Genomic DNA, 25,121 nt, shown 5'->3' on the forward strand with positions numbered 1-25,121 from the left:
GCTCATCCCGCAGGCCATAACGGCGCACCATAGTAACATCTCCCTCTTTGGCTTCAAAAACTCAGATTTTTGATTCTAAGCCGACAGAGGGGCTAATTGATGACACGCCCTAGCAAGATAAATTTCTTATAAATTCTCTCTGTCATTATTATTTGGGGATTATCTACATGCAATAGGTTCAAACCCATTGTCACCCAATGGAAAACTTATGACAGGATTAATGATGAATTAAACAGCCTCAATCCTCTATAAATCAATAGCCCGAGGACAAAAAGCTTCCTGATAGAACTAAATTATAGAAACTATTAGGTTTATCACTTGTTTTTTGCACTACATTTTTCGCTGAATTGAGGCTAATCAATCCTTCTGAGAACTAGAAGCATGATCTAGCCTAGAAAAAAAGTAGCTTTTATAGGTCTGCCGTAAGGCGCATTATGCATTTGCCTAAAAAGGGTGGAAAAGTGTTCAAACTTGCCTTTACGGCCTGAGCTGTAGACTCTAAAATTAATGATTATCACTACCTTTCGGGGCTGTTTTGCTTGTTTCTAAAATTAAATAAAATGCTTCATACTTTAGAGGGGCGACAGCTATTTCTTTTTTGGTAGCTTTTGTTTTTGGGTAGAGTGCTAGCTGTTTTCTGAAGTTGGAGCAGATGGGTATGATTGACCGAAACGTAGAAGATCTATCTACACAAGAATTCTCCCTGGTCTCTCAGGAAGCACAGCAATTATTTGCGAGTATTGCCGAAACTGCCTGTCAACGGCCTGAACTCGTCGTCCAGTGCCTAGAGAAGTTGCAATCTACTGTAGAAGAATTGCAGGTTGCTGATGAAGAGCTACGTCAGCAGCAAGAAGCCCTAACGGGAGTGCAAGCCGATTTAGAGCGGGAGCGTCAGCGATATCGAGATTTGTTTGATTTTGCCCCAGATGGCTATCTCATTACCAATGGCTATGGCCTGATACAGGAGGCAAACATTGCAGCCGGGCGGCTCTTCAATATGCCACCTGACCATATGGTCGGTAAGCCCCTCGTGAGCTTTGTCTATGATGACCACCGCCACGCCTTTCTGAGTTTGCTCAATCAACTCCCCACGCTGCATCGGGTGCAAGATTGGCAAGCGAAACTTTGCAGCCGTGGACAAACGTTATTTGATGCCTCATTAACCATGGAAATGGTGCATCCCGCTTCACAAAATTCTTCGTCAGAGGCAACGCCACTCCCCATTCGCTGGCTCGTGCGCGACATCACGCCTCAAAAACGAGCTGAAGAGCAACTGCGCCAGATGCAACTGCAAAATTTGGAATTACGAGAAGTTGATCACCTCAAAACCCAGTTTATTGCAGCCCTTTCTCATGAAATGATTACGCCCTTGAGCGCTATTCTGGGGCTGGCGCAACTGCTGCAACAACACTTTCAACAAAAACGAGAAGGGCGTTTTGTCAGTATTACTGAGCGCATTGTCAATAATGGTCGAAGCTTGCTTACCATCATTGAAGACATGTTGAGTCATTCGCGGCTCCAATCATTTCGTTTAACGCTCAATCCTGAGCCTGTTGATTTGCGGGATTTGCTGCTGTCTACGGTAGATGAGTTGCGATCGCTCGCCGATCAAAAAGCGCTACAAATTCATCTGCGCCTGCCCACAGAGCCACTTGTGGTCACCAACGACATTTTGCGCCTGCGTCAGGTTGTGGTGAACCTTCTATCGAACGCTATCAAATTCACCGATACCGGCAGTATCTGTGTCAACTTGTGGGAGTTGCCGGAAGGCCGCATCGCTATCGTGGTAAGTGACACGGGCATCGGTATTGCTCCCGAAGATCAACTCCGTATCTTCCGAGAATTTTGGCAGGCTTCCCAACGAAACAGTCGCCAGAACCGGGGAGCAGGATTGGGGCTGTCTATTTGCAAAGCTATTGTTGAGCTGATGCAAGGCAGTATTACCGTTGAGAGCCGGTTAGGGGAAGGGGCTATTTTTCGGGTTGAATTGCCCCGCTGGTTGCCCACTGAAACAGAGGAATAACTCCCCTGGGATGATGAATATAAGGCTGTAACCTGGTATCACTTAAGAGTCTGTTTGAATTGGTTTTTTGGCGCTACTTACACAAAGAATCAACTTTTCCAGCTTTATAAACTGGTTCTACGCAATGGGTGATGGGTTATCTTCTGGAGGCTTGCACAGGCTCCTAGAAAATAACGGTTACTCACTTGCCAGTAACCAAACCACAGGACGATACCTTGAATGCTCAGCCTGACTACATCCCGGCCAAACTAAATATCATCGTCGTTGGAGCATCGGCGGGTGGTGTTGAAATGCTGACCCAACTGGCTAAGCATCTACCTGAAACCTTAGAGGCCAGCCTTTTCATTGTGGTTCACTTTCCGAGTCAAAGCACCAGCTTCCTTCCCAAGATATTGAGCCGTGTTGGGAAGTTACCAGTACGGCACCCCCAGGATGGTGAATCAATCCGCCCTGGGCATATCTATATTGCCCCTCCTGATTACCATTTGTTGATCCAAAAAGGGCAAATGCGTCTTAGCCAGGGGCCTCGGGAAAACGGCCACCGTCCAGCGATTGACACCCTGTTTCACTCGGCTGCCCGCAGCTATGGGCGATGGGTTACCGGGGTGCTGCTATCTGGCGCGCTAGACGATGGCGTTGCAGGTCTGGCAATGGTTAAATCCCAGGGAGGGCTGGCGATCGTTCAAGACCCCGCTGAGGTCGCCTTTGATGGCATGGTGCGGAGTGCGATCGCCAACGTTGATGTAGACTACATTCTGCCGATTGAAGCGATCGCCCATCAACTGGTTCAGCTTTCTGAAGAATTTCTTGAAGGTGCCATCGCCATGCCAGAAGATATGATCCACGAAGCAGAGCGGGTTGCCGAGGACAAGACCGAACGGGAAGAGGGCCAGCATTTCAATTCCCCCAGCCCAATGACTTGCCCTGATTGTGGAGGGGTGCTGTGGGAACTGCGTGAGGGGGAATTAATTCGGTTCCGTTGTCACGTGGGGCATGCCTACTCTATGGACAGCTTAGTGGCCGAGCAAACCAACGACGTTGAGCGGGCATTGTGGTCGGCGCTTCGCGCTTTAGAAGAGAAGGCAGCTCTGGCCCGCCGCCTGGCAGCTCATGCCCGTAGCCAGGCTCGCTCCCTATCAGAGAACCAGTTTATGACTCGGGCTGATGAAGCAGAGAAGCATGCCACCATAGTGCGCCAGGTGGTCATGCAACAGAAGTTAACAAAATCCCATACGTCGATCAGTCCTGAAGATTCATGAGAGTTCTGCATAAGAATTTCCCTGTGATGTGGGTGGTTTGCTTGCTGCGTGGGCAAATCACCCACATCATGGTGGTCATTGCGTGACTGGAAATCTCCTAAAGACTTGTGTGAGAGCGGGTATGAAACGTTATTGCCGTGTGTGCAGCGTAGGAAGATTCAACTCAACTCCTTCTAGAATTTTTTAACCCATGCTAAGCAACACCGGACCTGTGATTCAGAATGGGCTGGATGACGTCCGATACGTCTAGTAGAGTTGCCGTCTCAACATGCTCTTAACCAAGCTCAAACCGATGCGGTAAAGTTGATTTTGCGATTTAGATGGATAACTCTAACCTTCCATCATCGGCCGGCTATAAGGGAGCCCTACCGTGACAGAGACACAACCCGATGCTGATTTCGAAGCCTTACTGACCCACATCAAAAACAGCCGGGGTTTTGACTTTACAGGGTATAAACGCTCCAGCCTGATACGGCGCGTTAATAAGCGAATGCAGGTTGTTTCAATAATTGGGTATAACGACTATCTCGATTATTTGCAGGTGCATCCCGAAGAGTTCAATGAACTCTTCAATACGTTGCTGATTAATGTCACATCATTTTTTCGCGATCGCCCCTTCTGGGACTACATCAGTGAGGAGATTATCCCCCGTATTCTGGCTTCTAAAGACAGCAGCGAACCGATTCGGGTGTGGAGTGTGGGGTGTGCTTCGGGGGAAGAAGCCTATACAGTCTCGATGGTGTTAGCGGACGCCCTCGGCGTTCACCAATTTCAAGAGCGGGTCAAAGTTTACGCAACCGATGTGGATGAGGAAGCTCTGGCCCATGCTCGGTCGGCTACCTATTCTGCTCAAGATATTGAAGGGCTGTCGCCAGTTCAGGTCAAAAACTTTTTTGAAAAGAACGATAACCGCTACACCTTTCGTAAGGATCTGCGCCGCTCTGTAATTTTTGGCCGGCATGATCTGATTCAAGATGCACCCATCTCCAAAATTGATTTGTTGGTGTGTCGCAATACCCTCATGTATTTCAATGCAGAAACTCAGGCCCGAATTTTGTCTCGGTTTCACTTCGCGTTGAGGGATGGCGGGTTTCTGTTTTTGGGCAAAGCTGAAATGTTGCTAAGCCAATCAGCTATGTTTACCCCCGTTAGCTTGAAATATCACGTTTTTACCAACGTGCCCCGCCTACGTTTGGGCAATCAACTGTTGAAAATGACTCAGCAAAGCGATGACGAGGAGCTGAGTCCTTTGTCTAACATGGTTAAACTTCGAGATCTGGCCTTTGATAACAGCCCCATTGCGCGGATTGTGGTCGATATTCAGGGTTCTCTGGTGCTGTGCAGTGAGCAGGCCCGCAACCTCTTTAATCTCGCCATTCAAGATATTGGGCGACCGCTGCAAGACCTGGAGATCTCCTACCGCCCCGTGGAGTTGCGATCGTGTATTGACCAGGCTTATGGCGATCGCCGCACCGTACACCTTCGCGATGTGCCCTGGCAATCTCAACACGAGCAAATCTTTCTAGATATACAAGTGACTCCGCTGTTCGATGCAGGCAATCAAGTGTTGGGCGTCTCCATCAACTTTGTCGAGATCACCCGTTACAAACGGTTACAAGAGGAACTGGAGTACGCTAACCAGGAGCTAGAAACGGCCTACGAGGAACTCCAGTCCACCAATGAGGAGTTGGAGACAACCAACGAGGAATTACAATCCAGCAACGAAGAACTAGAAACCACCAACGAAGAACTCCAATCCACCAACGAAGAATTGGAGACTATGAATGAGGAGTTGCAGTCCACCAATGAGGAAATGCAAACCGTCAACGACGAACTCCAGCGCCGTAGCGAAGAACTCAACCAGAGCAATGCTTTTCTAGAGTCCATCCTGGCCAGTCTGAAGGGTGGTGTGATCGTGGTCGATCGCGATCTCCGCGTCCAAATCTGGAACTACAAGGCCGAAGACCTCTGGGGTATCCGCACTGAAGAGGCGATCGATCAAAATTTTCTCAACCTGGACATTGGCCTCCCCGTCGAACAACTCCGTAACCCCATCCGCGCCTGCCTCTCTGGCACCTCCATAGATGGAGCGGGCATCTTCCTACCTGCCATCAACCGTCGGGGCCGAAGTATCCAATGTTACATCACCTGTACACCCCTCATCGGCCTGCAAGGCTCTATTCAAGGCATCATTATGCTGATGGAAGAACAGGAAAATCCACCGTCAACATCCTAATACCGTTTTTTATACTCATAGCCAATTTTGCTGGAACGGAAGGGTGAGACGCCGCATCACGCCAGCCATACCGACTTTCTATCAACGACCTATAAGACGCTCCAGCTCTGCTGTGAGCTAAATTTGTAAGCCTCGTGAACTTACAGAACCAATCAATGAATCTTCTATGAAGAGCTCGCTTCCATTACGGAGTATCCCGTAAAAACACGTATAAACAGAAGTATAGGGTGCAACGTGTTCTGGTAGAGCCCGTCATCTTGGTGTTTTGTCTCCAGGGATGCTACGGGCTCCGCTCTGTAAACCCTATAGTACTTTTCATCGATGTTTCCTGAGGTCACGTTACAGGTATGAGTGACTCCGAAGCTCTCGGTTATGTTTTAACTGAACTGTACTCCATTAATCAATCCATCTATCTGCGCCTGCCTGCCAGTAAGGAATCCCTTCAGCAGCAGCTCAGCCGGATTCGTCACTCACAAAGCCAACTGGAGCTATTGCTTCAGGAGGTGACTCGGCAAGCCAGAAAACGCCGGAGAACTACATTTAAAGACTGTTCTCCCAGCCTGTTTCGGTTGATCTACCAGACAGCACGCCAGGCTGAAAATTACAAAATCCTTGCCGAAGAGTTTCCCCTGGATTCTCAGGGTTCAATGGATTGCTTAGCTCGCATTCAACGCCGTAGTCAGGCGATCGCCCAACACATTCAGGCTCTCGAAAAATCCCCACTGGCGTCTTAAGCCTGAAGTGGCTATGTTTCAAAGAGGTGTAGTGAAAGGGGGACGAAGTGCCCCTTTCACTACACCCCATCCACATCCCTAGAACACCACCTTCATCCCGGCACTCATAAATCCTGGGAAACCCTTAAAATTTCAGCATTGCAACATAAAACTGGTTGTGTGTAGTGGCACCGCACACCACACAACCCTACTGAATCGTTTATGAGGGTCAGATTATGAGTGATGGCGTAACGCTCTTCACCCGCATTATTCAGCGAGAAATCCCCGCCGACATTATTTATGAAGATGAGCTGGCGATCGCCTTCCGCGATATCAACCCCCAGGCTCCCGTCCACGTGCTCGTCGTTCCCAAACAACCTCTACCCAAACTGGCAGACGCCGTCCCCGAAGACCACCGAGTTCTAGGCCACCTGCTCATGACAGTAAAACGGGTCGCCGACCAGTTGGGCTTAGAGAAGGGATACCGGGTTGTTATTAACAACGGGGAAGACGGCGGGCAGACCGTCGATCACTTGCACCTGCATGTACTGGGTGGGCGCTCCATGACCTGGCCTCCCGGCTGAACCCTCACAAGGGAGGCGGGTATAGCCTGGCTCCCTTGTCTTTTAGCCTGAATTATTCTTCATGCCCCATAGCTGACCTTTACGCACAAGGCCTCTGGGGCATTCGTTTACCGAGCTTAACAATCTGAAACCCCTGCGATAGCGAGGCTGCATGCCCCGCCCCCATTGCAAGGGTTTCAGATTATGAGAAGGCTTTGACAAGAATGAGCGGATTTTAGCCGTTTCGGGGCTTAGGCAAGTTCGCTGTAACCACTGCCTGGGTGGTGTGTAGCCGGTTTCGTCTGCCACACGCCACACGCCTATGGAGATTTCCAGATAAGAACTTCCCCATTATTTGGAAAAAAGGCGCGGCGAAGCCGCGCCTTTTTTCCAAATAATGGGGATATTGTTTCTCAGAAATCTCCTATGTAAGTCCTGCGTTTATGAATCCGTTATTGGATAGAGGTCTTGGATTGCTCTGCTGTGTTAGCTCACAACTCCTACAGAACAAGCCCTTAAAGATGTGCGGAGACCCTTTACAAAACGAAACTTTCCCCTTAAGCTCTTAATTAAGAACGGTTACGGATTGTTCACATTCGTGAGAGCAACCCCGGCCTGTTCCCGGATCAATTCTTCATACATAACGAAGCACTCATTATGACGACTACCCTTCAGCGGCGCGAGAGCGCCAATGTGTGGGAGCAGTTCTGTAACTGGGTCACCAGCACCAACAACCGCCTCTATGTAGGCTGGTTCGGCGTTCTGATGATCCCCACCCTGCTCACCGCCACCATCTGCTACATCATTGCCTTCGTCGCTGCTCCTCCTGTGGACATCGACGGTATCCGTGAGCCTGTAGCTGGTTCTCTGCTCTACGGCAATAACATCATCACTGGCGCGGTTGTTCCGTCTTCCAACGCCATTGGTCTGCACTTCTACCCCATCTGGGAAGCTGCTTCCCTCGATGAGTGGCTCTACAACGGTGGTCCCTACCAACTGGTTGTATTCCACTTCTTGATCGGCGTCTTCTGCTACATGGGTCGTGAGTGGGAACTGTCCTACCGTCTCGGTATGCGTCCCTGGATCTGCGTTGCTTACTCTGCACCTGTTGCAGCAGCAACCGCAGTGTTCCTGATCTACCCCATCGGTCAAGGTTCCTTCTCTGACGGGATGCCCCTGGGTATTTCCGGTACCTTCAACTTCATGTTCGTGTTCCAGGCAGAGCACAACATTCTGATGCACCCCTTCCATATGTTGGGTGTAGCGGGTGTGTTCGGTGGTTCTCTGTTCTCTGCGATGCACGGTTCTCTTGTGACCTCTTCTCTGGTGCGTGAGACCACCGAGACTGAGTCTCAGAACTATGGTTACAAGTTTGGACAAGAAGAAGAGACCTACAACATCGTGGCAGCCCACGGTTACTTCGGTCGTCTGATTTTCCAATACGCTTCTTTCAACAACTCTCGCGCACTGCACTTCTTCTTGGGTGCATGGCCTGTAGTAGGAATCTGGTTCACCGCGCTGGGTATCAGCACGATGGCGTTCAACCTGAACGGGTTCAACTTCAACCAGTCGATTCTGGATTCTCAGGGTCGGGTAGTGAACACCTGGGCGGACATTCTGAACCGTGCGAACCTGGGTATGGAAGTAATGCACGAGCGCAACGCTCACAACTTCCCCCTCGACTTGGCTGCTGGTGAGGCTGCTCCTGTCGCTCTGACCGCTCCTGCTATCAACGGTTAATTCTTAACTGATTGATTAAAAAAGCGCCCCTAAGGGGGCGCTTTTTCGTATGGTTAACCTGCATCATTCTGGATGCTCATAGTTGAACCCTTTGTGGTGACGGTTATGGAATGCCACCAAAAGGGTTCAACTATGTAACCTCAATTCGGGATAAGCCCATTTTGTCGTGCGCATAGCGCACGACAAAATGGGCTTTTTCGAGGGGCGCGCCTTGCGCGCCCCTCGAAAAAGCCCTTACCCCAAACTGGGGTTATGTAGGGACGTTAATCGTCAATGACAGCACTGCGATCGAGCAGAAGCAGATTTCGCAGTTGATCTGAATTCAGCTCCGTGAGCCAGTTTTCGCCAGTCCCAACGATTTGCTCAGCTAAAGCTTTTTTGCTTTCGATGAGTTCGTGAATGCGTTCCTCTAAGGTGCCGGTGCAGACGAATTTGTGAACCTGCACGTTGCGGGTCTGGCCGATGCGGAAAGCGCGATCGGTGGCCTGGTTTTCCACAGCAGGGTTCCACCAGCGATCGTAGTGGAAGACGTGGTTGGCGCGGGTCAAATTCAGACCGACGCCCCCAGCTTTGAGAGAGAGAATGAAAATACGTGGCCCCTGCGGATCATTCTGGAAGCGATCGATCATCGCCTCCCGCTGTTTCTTACTGCTGCCGCCGTATAGGAACAACACATCGCGGTTGAACTGCTGCTGCAGATGGGCCTGGAGCCATTTGCCCCAGGTAGCAAACTGGGTGAAGATGAGGGTGCGATCGCCCTCCGCTAACACCTCCTCCAACATTTCCTGCAAGCGTTGCAACTTACCCGAAGGTGGCAGGGTATTGACATTAATTTCCTTAACGTCTTCATCCTCTACGGCCTCTTTTTGCAGCAGCAGCGGATGGTTACAGACCTGCTTTAGTTTGGTGAGCAGCGCCAAAATGAGCCCTCGTCGCTGGATGCCATCAGCTTCATCAATCTGCTGCATCGATTGTTCTACCAGTGTTTGATAGAGGGCGGCTTGATCAGCGGTCAGGCCACAGAACACCGTCATCTCCTGTTTGGCGGGCAGGTCTTGAATGATGGTGCGATCGGTTTTAAGACGACGCAGGATGAAGGGTTGAACGAGCGATCGCAATGTCTGCAACGAGTCCGTATCTCCATACCGCTCAATCGGCACTGCAAATCGTCGCTGGAAGAAGTTGCGCGGCCCCAGGTAGCCAGGGTTGAGGAAGTCCATAATGGACCACAGTTCTGACAGACGATTCTCCACGGGAGTCCCGGTGAGGGCAACCTTAAACTCAGCTTCTAGCTGTCGGGCCACCTGAGATTGCTTGGCTTCTGGGTTCTTAATGTTCTGGGCTTCATCCAGCACCACGCTCTGCCATTCCACCTTCTTTAAGTCGGCCTCATCTCGGTAGAGCAAGGCGTAGCTGGTGATCAACAGGTCTTTCCCCTTCACAGTTTTGAGGAAATCTTTGCCTTGCGATCGCTTATCTCCATGGTGGACAAATGCCTTCAGGCTGGGGGCAAACCGTTTAACCTCCCGTTCCCAGTTGCCCAATACAGAGGTAGGGCATACCAGCAGGGTCGGTTTTTCCAGTGCTCCCTGTTCTTTCAGGTGCAACAGGAAGGCGATAAATTCAATGGTTTTGCCCAGACCCATGTCATCCGCAAGACAGGCTCCCAAACCCCAGCGTTGTAAAAACGCCAACCAGGAAACCCCCCGAAGCTGATACGGACGCAATTCCCCCCGAAAATCAGAGGGTGGTTCAACATCTTGAATAGTTTCGTTGCCCTGGGTCAGGGTGTTGATCAACTCCTGCAACGCGCCCGAAGCCTCAAAGCTCAATACAGGTAGCTTTTCAATTATTTGGGTATCCCCTGTGCTGATGCGCAGCGCATCTTCCAGGGAAAGGGACATCTGATCCTTGCGGCCTTCAAAGAAGGTTTGGGCAGCTTTGATGTCTTGCGATCGCAACTCAACCCACTCGCCATTAATCTCGACTAAAGGGGTGTTGAGAGCAACGAGGCGATCGAATTCCGCTTTGCTGAGATTTTGGCCCCCAATGGTCAGCTCCCAACGGAAATTGAGCAGGCTTTTCAGCCCCAGTCCTTTGCCCTTTTTAGGCGGATCTGCCTTGACACTCAGACCCAAACGGTTGGCCCAACCTTCCTGACGGGTCAGGCTGGCGGGTAAAACAACCCCGATGCCACTGTCTTGCAGGCGAGCTGCACCAGACTTGATGAAGTCGTAAGCCTGACGTGGATCAAGCGTGCAGAGTTCTGGTTGGCGGTCATATAAGCTGGGCTCAATCAACGGGTACAGGCGAGAGGCCAGCCCCAACCCAGCCAATAGGGTTTCCTGGGGTTGCTCAATCACACGGCCCTGGTAGGTAAGCCGTTCGATGGGGTTGCTCCAGATACGCTGAGCGCTGACCAGAAATTCGGGATCGTCGGTGGCCTGCAATGCGTAGGCCAGCGTCCAGGTTGTTTCTCCCTGAGGTGGCGGTTGCAGACATAAGCAAACGCGAAAGCTGGCAATCTGCTGGGCCAGGTGCAGTTGCAGCGGGGCGCTCCACTGGAGCAACAGGGTGCTAAGACGCTCTAGATGATTGGTGTCAGCGTTCAACTGAGGTTCTGAGCCGAGGCTCTGGAGCCACTGGTAAACGACGGAATCTTTAGGGAACGGCAACGTCGGAACCGTGTTGTGACCGATCGCCCCTCGCACCTGAGCCTCAATCGTATGGTTGAGAAAATCCAGCAGAATTAAGCGGGGTGAGGTAAAGCGGGGTGCAGTGGGAACCTCTGATCGGTGCTGATAGGTGCAACATGCTCCGGGCATGCGGCGTACAAACTGCTGCAAGCGCTCCTGGTCGACGTTGCTATCGAGGAGTACCTGCCAGCGCCCCGTCCCCGATATGCCATCCTGTTTCAGACTGGGCAAGAAGCGCGATCGCGCTAACAGGTCCAGGCTCCAGCGGGCACTGTGCGACCAGAACCGCAAATCGTCCCCCATGAATGATTCTGAAGTATTGACCCAACCCAGGGGAAGCGCGTTGAGGACACGAAAGGCTTCCAACGGGGTCAGGCAAATCCCCCAGACTTGCCAGGTTTGCAGGGTTGGAGGCGGTTGATCGGAGTCAACGTCCTGGGCCGAATGTCGAGGTAGCCAGGCAACCCCCACGTCGGTTTGAATGCGATCGGCCGGAAGGGAAAAGGCGATCGCCTGCCAGCGCGCAGCATCGGGAGTCGGGATTGGTTCAACGGTTGAGGCTTTACGTCCTCGTCCTCGCCGGGGAGTCGCGGCCACAGGGTCTTCTAGAGGAACGTCGGTTAGGGGCCAAACCAGTTGTTGCGATTGCACCAACTCTTGTAGCATCGAGCGCAACTCGGGCCACTCCATCGCAAACGGATGAGCCACCTGCCCATCCCCTTCGGGTAAGGGATCAACCCGCCGCCACATTTCACCCCAGAGGAAAAAGCAGGCTTGCGATCGCCGTTCTGAAGGAGCTTCCTCTACTTGAGACGATAGAGGAACTGTAGGATTAAGGGACTGGGGGAGCCAACTACCGTGTAATACTGCCATGCCAGTTACGGGTGTTCACAGCCAATAGAGCATTTGATTCAACCGCCTGGTGCCCCACAGAGATGTTGCAGTCGCTCGACGCCAAGACTTGAGGGTGGCCAGAGCGTAGGGCGATCGCCAGATCAGGAGCAGCAGGCACAGGCGTACGGGAACGTAAGGAATGCAGAAGGTTTATTTGATGTGCCCTTGGCCAAGCAGGGTTTTGAAACAGCCTTTCAATCCAAGCGGTAAGCTTACTTTGAGTATTTGAGGTTGTTCTAGGGCGGCTAGCTTACCAACGGTAGAGCGGCTCAGGCGATTAACGAAACGTCTGTAAATGAAGAGCAGGGAAGCACTCTTACACATACGACCCCTTTGGTAGGGCATTGATGGCCTCATTGTACAACCCATCCTGTCGAATTCGAGGTTCTTCACCCCTGCCATAAAGGCGGGAAAAGAATGGCGATCGTCGTGCTGGAGGGGCTGTCTAGAGCCACAACTTGATCCTCTAAAGTAATGAGTTTGACCATACAAAACTTAGGAAAATCTTTAGAACTTAACCTCTTGCTGGGAGCTTCTCCGAAAACCCAATGTGGGGAGAGTGAGGTGCTGATGTATCCACCCTTCCCACACGGGGTTCTCGGTATTTTCTGTGGATTCTATTCACGGACCTACGCCTCAGGGGGGAGAACAGGCTCATAAAACTGGCGTATTTCTGCACGGAAATCTTCCCAAGCTGCCCGATGGTTCTACCACTCTGGTAAGATGAAAGGCTGCACAAAAACTACCGCTTGCTCCACGGAGAATTTTCCCTATGGCTCGGATGTACTATGACTCGGACGCGAATCTTGACTTATTAGCCGGTAAGACGGTCGCCATCATTGGTTACGGTTCCCAGGGGCATGCTCATGCCCTCAACCTGCGTGACAGCGGCGTGAACGTGATTGTGGGTCTGTACCCCGGCAGTAAGTCTGCGGCAAAAGCCGAAGCCGAAGGGTTGCCCGTTAAATCCGTGGCGGATGCGTCTGCCGCAGCTGACATGATCATGATTCTGCTGCCCGATGAAGTGCAGAGAACCATTTACAAAAACGAAATCGCTCCTAACCTGAGCGCAGGTAAGGCGCTGCTGTTTGCCCACGGTTTCAACATTAACTTTGGTCAAATTGTTCCCCCCGCTGATGTGGACGTGCTGATGGTGGCTCCTAAGGGACCCGGCCACCTGGTACGCCGTACCTATGAGCAAGGGGAAGGGGTGCCCTGCCTGTTTGCGGTATACCAGGATGCGACGGGGCAGGCGCGCGATCGCGCCATGGCCTATGCCAAGGGCATCGGTGGTACTCGCGCCGGCATTCTCGAAACCACCTTCCGCGAAGAAACGGAAACCGACCTGTTTGGTGAGCAGGTGGTACTGTGCGGCGGCCTCAGCGCACTGATCAAAGCTGGTTTTGAAACTCTCGTAGAAGCTGGTTACCAGCCCGAGCTGGCCTACTTTGAGTGCTTGCACGAAGTAAAGCTGATCGTGGATCTGGTGGTTGAAGGTGGCCTTGCCAAGATGCGCGACAGCATCTCCAACACCGCTGAGTATGGTGACTACACCCGTGGCCCTCGCATCATCACCGACGAAACTCGCGCTGAAATGCGTAAGATTCTGTCGGAAATCCAAACGGGTCAATTTGCTCGTGACTTCGTTCTGGAGAGCCAGTCGGGTAATGCCAGCTTCACCGCGATCCGTCGCCGCGAAGCCGAGCATCCCATTGAGGAAGTGGGCAAGGATCTGCGTGCCATGTTCAGCTGGCTGAAGAAAGTCTAAGCCTCGGCTCTAGACATCGCGGGCTTGCGTAAGGCCTGACGATTACAAAAGCTCCCGGTTTCTGCAAGGAAGCCGGGAACTTTTGTATAACCAGTCCGATCAGTTCTTTCATAGTGGTTGCAAATTGATTCAGTCCAGCACTAGGGTGCCTATGGACGCCATAGTGCTGGACTGAATCAATTTGCACGAGCAAGTAGAACAGCCTCGCTACAATGAGCGAGCAGATTTGGAGGGTGTTGTGGAGTTACTCCTCAGTTCAATGCTGGGCGTTAGCCTGAGTGCCGCAACTGGCTTTCGGGTGTTTGTCCCATTTCTTGTGATGAGTATTGCGGCCCAGAGTGGTCATTTATCTTTGGCTCAGGGTTTCTCCTGGATTGGCACGGTGCCCGCCCTGATCATGTTTGCCATTGCCTCCCTGCTGGAGGTGGGGGCTTATTATATTCCCTGGATTGACGAGTTACTCGATTTGATTGCGACTCCGATCGCGGTGGTTGCAGGCGTCATCACGACGGCATCTGTGACCGGAGAAATGAGCCCATTATTCCAGTGGACACTGGCGATCATTGCTGGAGGCAGTGCTGCGGGTCTAGTGAAAGGCATGACGGATGTCGCTCGCCTGACTTCTACGGCTACAACTGGGGGCTTAGCCAATCCTCTTCTGGCGACGATGGAGCTGGGATCTTCGACGGTGTTATCTTTGTTGGCGATCGCCCTTCCTCTCTTCACAGGGCTCCTCGTCATTGGTGTTCTCGTGCTTGCCGTCACTAAACTCCGCAACTTGCTACGTCGTCGGGCATAAACGAGGGGGCACAACACCCCGGCATCCTGGCGCAACGATTAGACTGAACACAAAGCCCCAACCCCGGCCGGAGGACGCTTGTGGAACACTGGTTGAGTCTGGATACGCTAATTGAACTCATGCTTGGCATTAGCCTGAGCGCTGCCGCTGGCTTTCGAGTGTTCGTACCATTGCTCATGCTGAGTGCCGCTTCGGTGTTAGGCCATGTGCCCATCCCCGATGATTTTCAGTGGGTGGAGTCGGATCAGGCGTTGGTATTGTTTGCGATCGCCAGCGCTATTGAAGTCGGGGGCTACTACATTCCCTGGTTCGATCACATTCTGGAACTGGGTGCCCTTCCCCTGGCCATGCTGGCAGGTACCCTGATTACCGCTTCTGCGGCTCCCGACACGATGAATCCTCTCGCTCAATGGATTTTTGCGCTGCTGGTCGGCGGCGGTGCGGCGGGGATCACCCGTGGGGGCAATTGGATCATTCGCATTTTGCTGACGGCGACTTCGGCTGGGCTGGCAAACCCGGTGCTGGCTACGATCGAGTTGGGGTTGGCGATCGCTCTCACGCTCCTGGCCCTCACGGTTCCCGTGCTGGCAGGCATCCTGGTGATCGTCGGATGGATCGTATTTGTGCGGCAGACCCGTCGCTTTTTGGGGAGGTGGCTTAACCCTAACCCGGTACCTCCTTCTGATGCTGCTACGTAATTCATTCTGCGTTAAGGCTTTTACAACAAAGAGGGGGTCGTGCATTGCACGACCCCCTCTTTGTTATGTAGGAATTGTGTAGGGCGATCGCCCTACCTAAACCTGGGACCCAGTTATCGCGTTGCCGGAGGAAGGGTAAAACCGCCACCCAGGGTGGAGTGGAAACGCTCAACATCGTTACCAATGGCGATGGGGAGAACCACCTCCACGTTTTCATGGGGGCGAGGGATAATGACCCAGGTTTCCAGGGCACCGCCGGGGGTATTCTGGGCCGCTTCGATGCCGGCATCCATAGCCTGCTTCACTTCCGAGACATCACCCCGGATCATAATGGTGAAGCGGGCGCTTCCAGCCCGGATGTAGCCCACAAGGGTAACCCGTCCTGCTTTTACCATGGCATCCGCTGCTGCCAACACCGCAGGAAAACCTTTCGTTTCAAGTGCTCCGACCGCAATAGGCATTGTTTTCTCCTGAACGTGAAATCCTTCGTACTAATTCAGCGAAGGGGTCATTAGAACTGACCGGGCTGTGGCCCGGCTTTGTGTTAGAAACCTTAAAGTTGCGTTCATTTCCTGTCCTGAACGCACCACAAACCCTACATAAACATGAAGGGCTCGACCTCGGGAGTGTAGCTGATGGGGAGGGTGGCCTCCAGGTTTTCGGGAGGATTGGGGATGATCCAATAATCCACCAATTCTGCACCGTAAACCTTCGTAACCGCTTCGACCCCAGCATCCACAGCGGGTTTGACTTCAGAGGTACTGCCTCGAACTGCCACTAAAAATTCGCCCCGTTCCGCCAGCCCAAAATACACCAGTGTGACCCGGCCCGCTTTAACCATGGCATCGGCGGCAGCAAGCACCCCCGGAAACCCCAGTGTTTGAATGACACCAACAGCGGCAGGCATCCCTCAACTCCTTGAACGATTGATTTTTGGATCTCCTGACCCATCAACTTATTCTATGGATATCTGGTACCCCGGAGAGTTCCCTTGTGTAAATCTTCAGCTTTCTCTTCCCTCTGGCGGTTGGCGATCGCATGGGTTAGATTGAAGGCTCAAATACGCGTCCTATCTAGATCGTGTGCCTGGATAATCGCAATCTATCACCTGCACCTATGAGGGCTAGAAGAAATGAGTATCAGTCCAATCGATCGGTGCAGGGTGCATCAAGGGTTAAGGGGGCTTGTTGTGTTTCTGTCGATGCTGGTGGCCCCTGGGGCTTTGGCTCAACCCCCATCGTTTTTTGATAGCCAAACCCGTCCGGATAGCCTGGAGGCCTGTAACGATGAATCCTGCTGGGCAGCGGCTCTGGCTGACTGCAGCCCTGCTGAGTACCGTACAGCCATCAATATTGACATTGCCTCAGCCGATACCAGCATGGAAGTGTGGGGTTTGCGGGGAGGTAGTTGCGTAACCTACAACCGCACTGAGCAGTTGTTCGCCTTCAACCAGCAGATTCCTGAAGGAACCGGCATGGAAACCATTTGCGTGTATAAAAACGCAGCCGATGTGGCGATGGAGTGGGAAGTCATCATGGGGCGTCGGGAGGGTATCTTTGGTGGGGAAGGTGGCATGATCGACCCGCAAACCGGTATAGGTCGAAATTTCAAAGTGATTGATGGGCGCGAGATCGCTGTTTGTGATGTGTATATGCCTGCGGCGGTTGGGCAGTAGTTTCCTGGCGGGTTTGTCACTAACCGCATTGGACTTCCTGCGTGAATTGTTGCGCGGCTTTGCTGTGCAACAATTCACACCCTCACAAAATCGATTCATGCAGGAGATCTTTCGGAGATAGTTGGTAGCTGCAACGATCTCGCTTGGAGGCGCGTTGCCCTCCAAATCTCCCAACTGGGGAATGGCTTCCCGTTCCCCAGTCCCCCTCGGCAAGGAGGTTTGGCATGGGAGGTGCGAGCTGCTGCATCCGTGGATTTCGATCAGGTTTGGGTGGTGTCGGGTTAAGGGCTTTTTCAAGGGGCGCACATTGTGTACCCCTTGAAAAAGCCCTTTTGGGGCTTATTCCGAATTGAGGTTTTGTTATGCTTCAGGCTTGGCGGGAGGGCGATCGCCGCCAGATCCACCAGGCTGCCAGGCACAGCGTGATATTGCCGACTAGGGTCATTGCTGCCTGAACGGTGACTAGCCAGGAGAGTTCAGGGGCGTTGTCGTAGAAGTGCCAGGTACAGGCACACATTGCACTGACCAGAGCTGGCAGCATGCCGTAAGACAGCACGCGCCAGGAGCGGTTTTGCGTGATTTCGGCATAGCTCCAGATGAGCCAAATGGCGATGATCCACTCAACCACGCTAGAAATGTGAATCATCCAGGTGGGAATCGACAGAACATGCATGGGGAGAAGACCCAACGAGAGAAACCTTTTGCCCTATTGTAAGGAGCAGGAGCCCCCTTGTTATCTTTTACAGGTCAATAGCTCCTGTGTGAGGTGGGCATCTTGCCTGCCTGCGTTTTGGGTGGGTCGTATGCCCACCCTCCGAGGATAGCGATTGAACAGATGGCTCTGAAAACTTTGAAGTCGAGTGTATAGATAACGATGCGGGCAGTTTTGTGTGGCTACTACGGCATGGGCAATGGCGGTGATGAAGCATTGCTGGGGGCGTTGCTGCAAATGCTGCCCCCAACGGTGACGCCGCTGGTGCTATCGGGCAATCCGCCCTGGACGGAGTCACGCTATGAAGTGGAGGCGTGCGATCGCAAAGCCCTGCCCCAGGTTATTCGTGCTTTGCGCCGCGCCGACGTGTTTATCTGGGGTGGCGGGAGTCTGATGCAGGATGCCACCAGCTGGCTCAACCCCTGGTACTATGGGGGGCTCATGGCTCTGGCCCAGAGTTTGGGCCTGAAGACGATTGCCTGGGCTCAGGGTATCGGCCCTTTGCATCGCACCCCGACGCGTTGGCTGGCTCGTCAAACCTTTGCTCGATGTTCGGCAGTCAGTGTGCGCGATGGTGCCTCTGCTCAACTTTTGAGTGATTGGGGCATCCCGGTAACCCTCGCCCCCGATCCGGTTTGGGCTTTGCATCGGGAGGTGGTGCCGGGCTTATGGGATTTACCGGCTCCCCGTGTGGCCGTTATTTTGCGGCCCCATGCTCAACTCACTGAAGCTCGCCTGGAAGCTCTCACCCGTGCTCTCATTGATTTTCAAACGGCAACCCAGGTGTGTATTCTGCTGGTGCCGTTTTACCCGGTGCAGGATTTGGCGATCGCCCAGGCCATTCAACCCCGCTTACCCGGCCCCAGCGAGATTCTGCAACTGACCCATCCGCAGCAGTTGATGGGGGTGTTTCATGGGGTGGAGATGGCGATCGCCATGCGGCTGCATGGGCTCATTATGGCCGCTGCCGCCGAGTGTCGCTGCTTTGCCCTCAGCTATGATCCCAAGGTCTCTCGGTTGATGGAGGAGCTAAATTTGGCCGGGTGGACGCTGGATGAAATTCCTGATAGCCCTGCCAAAATCACCCATGCCTGGCTCGAAGTCTATGCCAACGGAGATGCCCTTCTGCCAGAGCAACGCAGCTCTCTAGTGGATCGTGCCCTGCTGCACAAAGAACTACTTTGGGAATGCCTGAGCTGAGGTGTTCCATGGCATAAGGAGGTTTCTCCATAAGAATTTACCCCGGATGTTGGTGCTCTGCCCGCGAAGCGGGCAGAGCACCAACATCCGGGGAGTAATTCCATTGCTGGAAATCTCCTAAGCTCGACAAGTCTGTTGTGGAGGGTTGTTGAGGAAGATGTGCTTCACACACCTGTCCCAACAACATTCTGGATGGCGATCGCCCATCAACCCAATCGTTCCCGATTATTCTTAATCAGAACGGATATAAGGATGGAGTAGAATTTTGTTCCGTGTATCCCTTATCTGATCGAAAAGGGATATGAGGTAGCGGAATAAGCTCAATTCTGTGCTACTAAATGTAGAATCGTTTTGCTCCTTGAGCGCTACAGTCGAATTGCTCTGGAAAACCTATTTCGTTCGCATCTAAAAATCTACAAATTGCGTGAATATTTCGGGTGCAATCGCTATCCTTTGTATATTCATTAATCGCTTTAGAGCCTCTGCGCTGGTTCAGTTCTGCTAATTCATGGCACCTCCTAAACTATGAGCGAAAACTATCCTGCTGAAAACCGTTCGGATTCCTCTCAGCCCAACCAGAACGCTGCAAGTTGGTACTCCGGCTGGGAAGAGTTCTCCGAAGCTGCCGAAACTGATTCAGCTTCGGTTTCTGAGGGAGAGTTTCCCGCGATCGCAGAGCAGGACTGGCATCCCGTAGATCCGCCTCAAGCCATGCGGGTTAGCGATTTGGAACAGGCCACGGCTGCTAAAGCACCACCTCCAGGGGCTCAACCCAGTCCTCCCATCGACCTGCCCAACTGGTCGGTGCGCACAATTCCGCCTCAAGCGCCCGCTGTCGCCATGCCCGCTCCCCAGGCTCAGGTTGTTGAGGAGCCTTCGGAGCACGCCCCTGACGTGAACGAGCTCATCAGCTTGATTCAGGAACTCAATCAATGTAACAGTGCTCTGCTCGATCGGGTTGCCCACTTAGAGGATGCTCTAGAACATAGCCAGAGGACGGACTTCGGGCAAGTCGCTCCCACCTCAGCAAGCCCCTTGATCTCGGCTGAGCAGGTCACCCAGCTCTTTCAAGAATTGGAAAGCGCTCATCAGGCCAGCCAGCGGCAGCAGGTGCTAATCGAAACTCTCTCAGAGCAGTTAAATAGCAACCAGGACCATATCACCCATCTGGAAAGCAACTATGCCCAGTTGCAACAACGACTGCAAGAGCAAGCCCAACAGTTAGCTCAACGTGAACAGGTGAACCGTGACCTACAGGTGCGCTTGCAGCGACAACAGCGCTATACCCTTCAGTTCAAGGCTGCGCTAGAACGGTGCCTAGAAGTTTCCACGCCACCCTTCGATCTGCCGGATATGTCGGCGGCTAATGCTTCGGTAGTGGAACCTATTCCTGGAGTGATTCCTGCGCCGCCGTTGTCGCCAAAGGTACGTCAGATTCAGCCCTGGTCGTCCGGTGACAATGCCAGCTTGCCTTCCAAGCTAGATGTGCTGCGGGGGCAACCCTTACCGCTTCCGAATCAGCCTAACGCGGCTCAAAGTGCGGCGATCGCCCCCGCCCCCGAGCCGTACACCCCCTTGATAGATGGGTCTCCCATCCCGCCTTTGCAGCTTCCAATCGAGTCAACTGGACACGCCGATCCCGAGCTTCAGGCATCGTCTGGTGCTCTGCAAGCGGCAGCAGAAGAGTTAAAATCTGTGCTTACGAATTTATTGCGGCAGGATCCGGTAGCAGACCCTACCGCAGAGGAGGATGTTTGGCAGGATCTCGCCCGCTTGGTTGAAGTTTCGCCTGAGGATGTTGTCCGCGCCAGTCAGGCAGAGGACGTTGGGCAGTTCGTCCCGCCTCCACGGGTGAAAGATCCTACTCCCAAGCCTCAGCTTTCTATGCCGTCTGAGGTGTTCCAGCAAAAGAATGCAGCTACCCGGTCTCAGCCCATTCCCCCGGTTTCCCCACAAAACCCTAACGGGACTTCTCCGGCTCCAATTGTCTACCCATTTCGGCCCCTCAAAAAAATTGATTCCCTTGCGTCGGTAGATTTGCCAAGCTTCCCACGCCCTGGGACGGTCGGGTAAATCCGAAAAACTCGGATCCAAAAACTAATTGTGCCGTTGCTGAGCGACGGCACAATTAGTTTTTGGATCTGGAAGGGGCTGGCCCGCTGTTCTGAGTTCTGCGATCGATGTTCTTCTGAGTTCCAGAATTCTTACGTCCGGGCCGAACCCAGGCAATATCCTGATCCGAATCCGCAGTCATTTGTGCGTCTCGTTCTGCGTCGGTTTTGAAGCCACCGCGCATGTTGAATCCGGCATTGTTTCGTGGGCTGGTAAACATGTGATAAACCACTACTGCCGTTGTTTTACCAAACAAGTAATTCTGGGCCAGGATGTCGGCACCCTGAGCATCACCGATTATAAATGAATCGCCGTGAGCCAAGGCTTCGTCCAGGCGTGGGCGGTAATGAGTATCGAACTCCTCCTGAGTTAGATCGAGGTGCCCGCTGACAAAGTTTGTGATGGGTCTGGCGGTGATGTCACGTTGCATGATGCGCTCTCTGTGGCATAGCTTTCGGGCTCAGGGATGGAGCGAGGGTGAGTCTACCGCAAGCACCTAGTAGGCTGCGGCCTAAGTTCACAACCTATGTTTTGTGTGGGGTGCTTCGCACCCCACACAAAACATAGGTGATGGATTTCCGCCTCAGCGTACTAGTAGGTTTCTTTGAGGGACTTCATCAGGTATTTAGGGGATTCCGTATATCCTTGGCGGTGATAAAACCTGTGGGCGGCCTCTCTGCGGCTGTGACAGTGAACTTCGATGCGATCGCACCGACGCTGTTGGGCCTGAGCAGTAATTTCGGCTTCCAGCATGGCACCAATGCCTTGGCTGCGCGCCGTCTCTGCCACGCAGAAGTAGCTGATGCGGCAAAAGTCTCCTTCTAGCGCTATCTGGGGAATAAAGTGCAGTGAGACAAATCCGAGAACTGCAGAACCTTCTGCTGCCACCAAAAGAACCGCATCGGGATGCGAAAGCAGTTGCTTGATCCTGGTATCAATGAATGCTTCAGTGCCCGGATAGTCCAATGAGGTGAGTAATTCTGCGATAGTTGTACTATCGGATGGCAATGCGCTTCTAATTTGCATGAGATTTGTAAAACGAACTTGCAACCAGGATAAGCGGCAGCAAGTCAGCTCAGTATTCCATAGCCGGTGTGCATAGCCGTTATTAACACAGCAATTCTCAGTATGAGCTTCAAAGCTGAGAGTTCCTGCCCTTCGGGCAGGAACTCTCAGCTTTGAAGCCCGAAAATAGCCCGCCGAAGGCGGGCTATTTTCGGGTTGGATTCCAAAATGAGAATTGCTGTTATTAACATGTGTCTGCCTTGTTGAAGCACGAGCGGTTTTATACTTGAAACATGCAAAAGCTTACGATAACTCGACCTGACGACTGGCATCTACATCTACGCGACGGTGCGGCACTGAAAGCGGTTCTACCCCATACGGTGCGTCAGTTTGCCCGCGCTATTGTCATGCCGAATTTGAAGCCCCCAATCCGCTCGGTGGCTGATGCTGCGGCCTATCGCGATCGCATCCTCGCAGCCATTCCAGATGGCCAACGGTTTGAGCCATTGATGACGCTCTACCTGACTGACAACACGAGCCCTGAAGAAATTATCGCGGCTAAAGAAGCTCAGTTTGTTAAAGCGGTCAAGTACTACCCAGCGGGTGCAACGACCAATTCAGATTTCGGTGTGACGGACATTCGTCAGTGCGATCGCGTCTTTGAAGCGATGCAGCAGGTAGACATGCCTTTACTACTGCATGGGGAGGTGACGGATCAAGATGTTGATATGTTCGATCGCGAGAAAGTGTTTATCGAGCGACATCTGATTCCCCTCAAGCAGCGATTTCCGAACCTGCGCGTGGTGCTTGAACACGCCACTACCTCGGATGCGGTGCAGTACGTTTTGTCTGCCAACAATATTGCGGCAACGATCACCCCACAACATCTCCTGTTTAACCGCAACATTCTATTTCAAGGTGGCATTCGACCCCATTTCTACTGCCTGCCAATCTTGAAACGTGAGGAGCATCGTCTCGCACTTTTGCAAGCGGCGACCTCTGGCCATCCGAAGTTTTTTCTGGGTACCGATAGCGCCCCCCATCCTCGCGATGGCAAAGAGAGTTCCTGTGGCTGCGCGGGTTGCTATTCGGCTCTGCACGCGATGGAGCTGTATGCAGAAGCGTTTGAGAGCGTTGATGCACTGGATAAACTTGAAGCGTTCGCCAGCTTTTATGGGCCAGATTTTTATCAACTCCCACGCAATACTGAACAGATTACGTTGACCAGAACGACGTGGCGCGTTCCCGATGAAGTTCCATTTACGGAATCCGGGCTCGTGCCCTTACGGGCAGGTCAGGAAATGACGTGGCAAATGGCTTGACGCAACATGACAGAAGCCAACTGCTTTTGGTGTTGCTGAGAGCTATAAAATGGGGTGCGGTACTGCAGTTCCGCACCCCATTTTATAGCTCTATTCAGTAACGGGCTGCTTTTGATGGTCATGTTATAGACACGCTATTCTTTAGTTGCAGATGGTTGAAGAGTTGTATTTTAGCCGCTCACTCAGAAAGCGCTGCAATACCTTTATATTCGACCCAAGGGGCCTGCTCTTGCTACATCAAAGTAGTTAGATTGCGATCGCTTACTTCACTTAATAGTTGTGTTAGAACCAAGACCCAGAACTCGAACGGCTCTTGCAGGGTCTACTCGATACGGGCTTTCTAAGCCCTCAAAAAAATGATGTTTACGCAGTAGGTGAACAATCATACCAGGGCCGGTCACGTATTCACCTATTTCACGATTTAGAAGGAGGAAGTCAAAGCTACTCCATTCTTCATGTTCACATTCCCATGGGCACTCTTGCAAACCGCGATACTGGGCGATGAAAACGTGAAACTTATTCCCTACTAAGTAACCCTGATCAACGCTGGGCAGATTTTCTAAGGAGAAACTAGGAATAGATTCATGATGATATAAGTCGGGAATATGGACACTTCTTGCACTATACTCCTCTCCCCTTTTCCTATATTCCTGTACTTTTTCTCCGCGTTGTCTAAACTGTAATAATTGGCTTATTTGCTCCTTTACCACTTGCAATATGTTTTCCAAAGCTTCAGCAATTTCTTCATGTGAAACACCTAAATTCTCAAGAGTTTCTTGGTCACGCGCTATAACAACTTGAAGTGATTCGATCGGCCCAAGAAATCCTTGTGTAGAGTAGCCTCCTGGGCGCATTCGTCTTTCCAATTTGGCAATGGAAGGAAATCTGCTTGTTTCTGACATACTTTGCAAGCCCCTTATTCAACTATATTTGAGATATCTAGACTGATCTAACAATTCCCTTTACCTGCCGCAGACAGCTTGTTGGGGGCATCAACCAATTTTGGCTGGGTTAGTGTGCAACAGGCTTTTTATCTCATTTCATCATCTTCCAATTTCTTATAATAATCAGTCTTGTTATCCATGTGGTTGACGGCAAATTCTTCAACTGTTTTGCCCAACGATGAGTGAATCTTGCTGGGATCTGCAAAGTTCCAGCCTGAAGGTTCCCAGGTTGGTTTCTCATCTTCAAGATGGCAGTAATACTTTAACTTCCCTAAATCTGTTTCGATGACTTCACCAATTTGTTGAGGCTCAACTACTGCACCTTGATGAAGAAGCACACCATACTGCCCCTCGTTCTTTGTACGACGCGCCCAGTAATGGATATGCAGTGTCCATGAACCGTTAACAAATGACTTATCTGGTTTGGTTTCTGTTAGCCGCTTAAATTCGTCAATTGCCTGTTGTCTCTTGGCAGCTTGCTGAGCCATATAAGCTGAGCCAAATCCACAGGATGGGCAGATGTCTGCTCCACTGATCGACTTGTAGGTAACCGCACCACACTTCGGACAACTCATAATGTTGATATCCTGAGAATAACCTACTAGTGGGTCATCTGGCGTGAGTATTGCCATTTCAGGTGGAGCATTTCAGGCCACCAAGGACTGGGTTACAGCCCCAGACCCTCCTAATCGATGCTTAGGTCGTTTAGATCGCGCTCGTTGTCGTCGTGCCGCTCGCTTGCCACCCCACTCAAACGGTGTT

22 protein-coding genes are annotated in these 25,121 nt (G+C 52.1%); 13 read left to right on the forward strand and 9 right to left on the reverse strand.

Annotated features, from left to right (window positions below; all coding sequences use genetic code 11):
* Positions 1 to 658 precede the first annotated feature (658 nt).
* The 6 genes from H6F91_RS02615 to psbA all read left to right on the forward strand — a co-directional run bounded on the left by H6F91_RS02615 (position 659) and on the right by psbA (position 8,534).
* A complete protein-coding gene (locus tag H6F91_RS02615; protein WP_190770230.1) occupies positions 659 to 2,023 on the forward strand; it encodes an ATP-binding protein in 1,365 nt (454 codons plus the stop codon).
* A 185-nt stretch (positions 2,024 to 2,208) separates the two neighbouring features.
* Complete coding sequence (locus H6F91_RS02620; protein WP_242035603.1) at positions 2,209 to 3,282, forward strand: chemotaxis protein CheB; 1,074 nt, start codon at positions 2,209 to 2,211, stop codon at positions 3,280 to 3,282.
* A gap of 370 nt (positions 3,283 to 3,652) precedes the next feature.
* Positions 3,653 to 5,518 carry a CheR family methyltransferase gene (locus H6F91_RS28500; protein ID WP_190770231.1) on the forward strand — a complete coding sequence of 622 codons (1,866 nt, stop codon included), beginning with the start codon at positions 3,653 to 3,655 and terminating at the stop codon, positions 5,516 to 5,518.
* Positions 5,519 to 5,865: 347 nt separating this feature from the next.
* A complete protein-coding gene (locus H6F91_RS02630) occupies positions 5,866 to 6,252 on the forward strand; it encodes a hypothetical protein (protein ID WP_190770232.1) in 387 nt (128 codons plus the stop codon).
* Between the two features lie 215 nt (positions 6,253 to 6,467).
* Positions 6,468 to 6,815: a histidine triad nucleotide-binding protein gene (locus H6F91_RS02635; protein ID WP_190770233.1), complete on the forward strand. Its 348-nt coding sequence runs from the start codon at positions 6,468 to 6,470 to the stop codon at positions 6,813 to 6,815.
* Positions 6,816 to 7,451: 636 nt separating this feature from the next.
* On the forward strand, positions 7,452 to 8,534 hold the full coding sequence (gene psbA, locus H6F91_RS02640; protein ID WP_190770234.1) for a photosystem II q(b) protein: 1,083 nt from the start codon (positions 7,452 to 7,454) through the stop codon (positions 8,532 to 8,534).
* A 263-nt stretch (positions 8,535 to 8,797) separates the two neighbouring features.
* Here the strand turns inward: psbA and H6F91_RS02645 are convergent, their stop codons facing one another.
* Both H6F91_RS02645 and H6F91_RS02650 read right to left on the reverse strand, forming a co-directional pair.
* On the reverse strand, positions 8,798 to 12,103 hold the full coding sequence (locus tag H6F91_RS02645) for a DEAD/DEAH box helicase (RefSeq protein ID WP_190770235.1): 3,306 nt from the start codon (positions 12,101 to 12,103) through the stop codon (positions 8,798 to 8,800).
* Positions 12,084 to 12,242: a hypothetical protein gene (locus H6F91_RS02650; RefSeq protein WP_190770236.1), complete on the reverse strand. Its 159-nt coding sequence runs from the start codon at positions 12,240 to 12,242 to the stop codon at positions 12,084 to 12,086. The genes H6F91_RS02645 and H6F91_RS02650 overlap by 20 nt, the downstream gene beginning before the upstream one ends.
* 654 nt (positions 12,243 to 12,896) lie before the next feature.
* Here H6F91_RS02650 and ilvC point away from each other — a divergent pair.
* From ilvC to H6F91_RS02665, 3 genes are all read left to right on the forward strand, one after another.
* The gene (ilvC, locus tag H6F91_RS02655) at positions 12,897 to 13,892 is read left to right on the forward strand and encodes a ketol-acid reductoisomerase (protein ID WP_190770237.1); all 996 of its coding nucleotides are present in this window, start codon (positions 12,897 to 12,899) and stop codon (positions 13,890 to 13,892) included.
* 181 nt (positions 13,893 to 14,073) lie between these two features.
* Entirely contained in the window at positions 14,074 to 14,691 is a 618-nt protein-coding gene (locus H6F91_RS02660) for a DUF4126 domain-containing protein (RefSeq protein ID WP_242035604.1), read from the forward strand.
* A gap of 80 nt (positions 14,692 to 14,771) precedes the next feature.
* Positions 14,772 to 15,389, forward strand: a complete 618-nt coding sequence (locus tag H6F91_RS02665; RefSeq protein ID WP_347280003.1) for a DUF4126 domain-containing protein — start codon at positions 14,772 to 14,774, stop codon at positions 15,387 to 15,389.
* 113 nt (positions 15,390 to 15,502) lie between these two features.
* On the opposite strand, the gene H6F91_RS02670 is transcribed toward H6F91_RS02665, so the two are convergent.
* Together H6F91_RS02670 and H6F91_RS02675 are read right to left on the reverse strand one after the other, a co-directional pair.
* The gene (locus H6F91_RS02670) at positions 15,503 to 15,850 is read right to left on the reverse strand and encodes a carbon dioxide-concentrating mechanism protein CcmK (protein ID WP_190770238.1); all 348 of its coding nucleotides are present in this window, start codon (positions 15,848 to 15,850) and stop codon (positions 15,503 to 15,505) included.
* Between the two features lie 134 nt (positions 15,851 to 15,984).
* Entirely contained in the window at positions 15,985 to 16,296 is a 312-nt protein-coding gene (locus H6F91_RS02675; protein WP_190770239.1) for a carbon dioxide-concentrating mechanism protein CcmK, read from the reverse strand.
* Positions 16,297 to 16,578: 282 nt separating this feature from the next.
* On the opposite strand from H6F91_RS02675, the gene H6F91_RS02680 reads away from it, so the two are divergent.
* A complete protein-coding gene (locus H6F91_RS02680; RefSeq protein ID WP_206754888.1) occupies positions 16,579 to 17,064 on the forward strand; it encodes a hypothetical protein in 486 nt (161 codons plus the stop codon).
* A 367-nt stretch (positions 17,065 to 17,431) separates the two neighbouring features.
* Here the strand turns inward: H6F91_RS02680 and H6F91_RS02685 are convergent, their stop codons facing one another.
* Entirely contained in the window at positions 17,432 to 17,737 is a 306-nt protein-coding gene (locus H6F91_RS02685; protein ID WP_190770241.1) for a DUF2499 domain-containing protein, read from the reverse strand.
* Positions 17,738 to 17,938: 201 nt separating this feature from the next.
* Here H6F91_RS02685 and csaB point away from each other — a divergent pair, with 201 nt between their 5' ends.
* The gene (csaB, locus tag H6F91_RS02690; RefSeq protein ID WP_190770242.1) at positions 17,939 to 18,976 is read left to right on the forward strand and encodes a polysaccharide pyruvyl transferase CsaB; all 1,038 of its coding nucleotides are present in this window, start codon (positions 17,939 to 17,941) and stop codon (positions 18,974 to 18,976) included.
* A 525-nt stretch (positions 18,977 to 19,501) separates the two neighbouring features.
* The gene (locus H6F91_RS02695) at positions 19,502 to 21,049 is read left to right on the forward strand and encodes a hypothetical protein (protein ID WP_190770243.1); all 1,548 of its coding nucleotides are present in this window, start codon (positions 19,502 to 19,504) and stop codon (positions 21,047 to 21,049) included.
* A gap of 55 nt (positions 21,050 to 21,104) precedes the next feature.
* Here H6F91_RS02695 and H6F91_RS02700 read toward each other — a convergent pair whose 3' ends face one another.
* Together H6F91_RS02700 and H6F91_RS02705 are read right to left on the reverse strand one after the other, a co-directional pair.
* Positions 21,105 to 21,518, reverse strand: coding sequence for a hypothetical protein (locus tag H6F91_RS02700; RefSeq protein ID WP_199307599.1), 414 nt, complete (start codon positions 21,516 to 21,518; stop codon positions 21,105 to 21,107).
* 161 nt (positions 21,519 to 21,679) lie between these two features.
* Complete coding sequence (locus H6F91_RS02705) at positions 21,680 to 22,114, reverse strand: GNAT family N-acetyltransferase (protein ID WP_190789212.1); 435 nt, start codon at positions 22,112 to 22,114, stop codon at positions 21,680 to 21,682.
* Positions 22,115 to 22,386: 272 nt separating this feature from the next.
* Between H6F91_RS02705 and pyrC the strand changes: the two genes are divergently transcribed.
* On the forward strand, positions 22,387 to 23,415 hold the full coding sequence (gene pyrC / locus H6F91_RS02710) for a dihydroorotase (RefSeq protein ID WP_190771998.1): 1,029 nt from the start codon (positions 22,387 to 22,389) through the stop codon (positions 23,413 to 23,415).
* A 266-nt stretch (positions 23,416 to 23,681) separates the two neighbouring features.
* On the opposite strand, the gene H6F91_RS02715 is transcribed toward pyrC, so the two are convergent.
* Positions 23,682 to 24,317: a hypothetical protein gene (locus H6F91_RS02715; RefSeq protein ID WP_190771997.1), complete on the reverse strand. Its 636-nt coding sequence runs from the start codon at positions 24,315 to 24,317 to the stop codon at positions 23,682 to 23,684.
* 128 nt (positions 24,318 to 24,445) lie between these two features.
* Positions 24,446 to 24,847: a hypothetical protein gene (locus H6F91_RS02720; RefSeq protein ID WP_206754889.1), complete on the reverse strand. Its 402-nt coding sequence runs from the start codon at positions 24,845 to 24,847 to the stop codon at positions 24,446 to 24,448.
* Positions 24,848 to 25,121: the final 274 nt, after the last annotated feature.

It is taken from the genome of Leptolyngbya sp. FACHB-8 (assembly GCF_014695575.1).
GTDB lineage: Bacteria > Cyanobacteriota > Cyanobacteriia > Elainellales > Elainellaceae > Vacuolonema.

Coding starts and splice junctions, on each gene's coding strand:
- H6F91_RS02630 (WP_190770232.1), top strand. CDS start 5,866: ATGAGTGACTCCGAAGCTCTCGGTTATGTTTTAACTGAACTGTACTCC.
- H6F91_RS02715 (WP_190771997.1), bottom strand. CDS start 24,317: ATGTCAGAAACAAGCAGATTTCCTTCCATTGCCAAATTGGAAAGACGA.
- ilvC (WP_190770237.1), top strand. CDS start 12,897: ATGGCTCGGATGTACTATGACTCGGACGCGAATCTTGACTTATTAGCC.
- H6F91_RS02675 (WP_190770239.1), bottom strand. CDS start 16,296: ATGCCTGCCGCTGTTGGTGTCATTCAAACACTGGGGTTTCCGGGGGTG.
- H6F91_RS02670 (WP_190770238.1), bottom strand. CDS start 15,850: ATGCCTATTGCGGTCGGAGCACTTGAAACGAAAGGTTTTCCTGCGGTG.
- H6F91_RS02695 (WP_190770243.1), top strand. CDS start 19,502: ATGAGCGAAAACTATCCTGCTGAAAACCGTTCGGATTCCTCTCAGCCC.
- H6F91_RS02635 (WP_190770233.1), top strand. CDS start 6,468: ATGAGTGATGGCGTAACGCTCTTCACCCGCATTATTCAGCGAGAAATC.
- H6F91_RS02645 (WP_190770235.1), bottom strand. CDS start 12,103: ATGGCAGTATTACACGGTAGTTGGCTCCCCCAGTCCCTTAATCCTACA.
- psbA (WP_190770234.1), top strand. CDS start 7,452: ATGACGACTACCCTTCAGCGGCGCGAGAGCGCCAATGTGTGGGAGCAG.
- H6F91_RS02700 (WP_199307599.1), bottom strand. CDS start 21,518: ATGCAACGTGACATCACCGCCAGACCCATCACAAACTTTGTCAGCGGG.
- pyrC (WP_190771998.1), top strand. CDS start 22,387: ATGCAAAAGCTTACGATAACTCGACCTGACGACTGGCATCTACATCTA.
- H6F91_RS02705 (WP_190789212.1), bottom strand. CDS start 22,114: ATGCAAATTAGAAGCGCATTGCCATCCGATAGTACAACTATCGCAGAA.
- H6F91_RS02685 (WP_190770241.1), bottom strand. CDS start 17,737: ATGCATGTTCTGTCGATTCCCACCTGGATGATTCACATTTCTAGCGTG.
- csaB (WP_190770242.1), top strand. CDS start 17,939: ATGCGGGCAGTTTTGTGTGGCTACTACGGCATGGGCAATGGCGGTGAT.
- H6F91_RS02615 (WP_190770230.1), top strand. CDS start 659: ATGATTGACCGAAACGTAGAAGATCTATCTACACAAGAATTCTCCCTG.
- H6F91_RS02720 (WP_206754889.1), bottom strand. CDS start 24,847: ATGGCTCAGCAAGCTGCCAAGAGACAACAGGCAATTGACGAATTTAAG.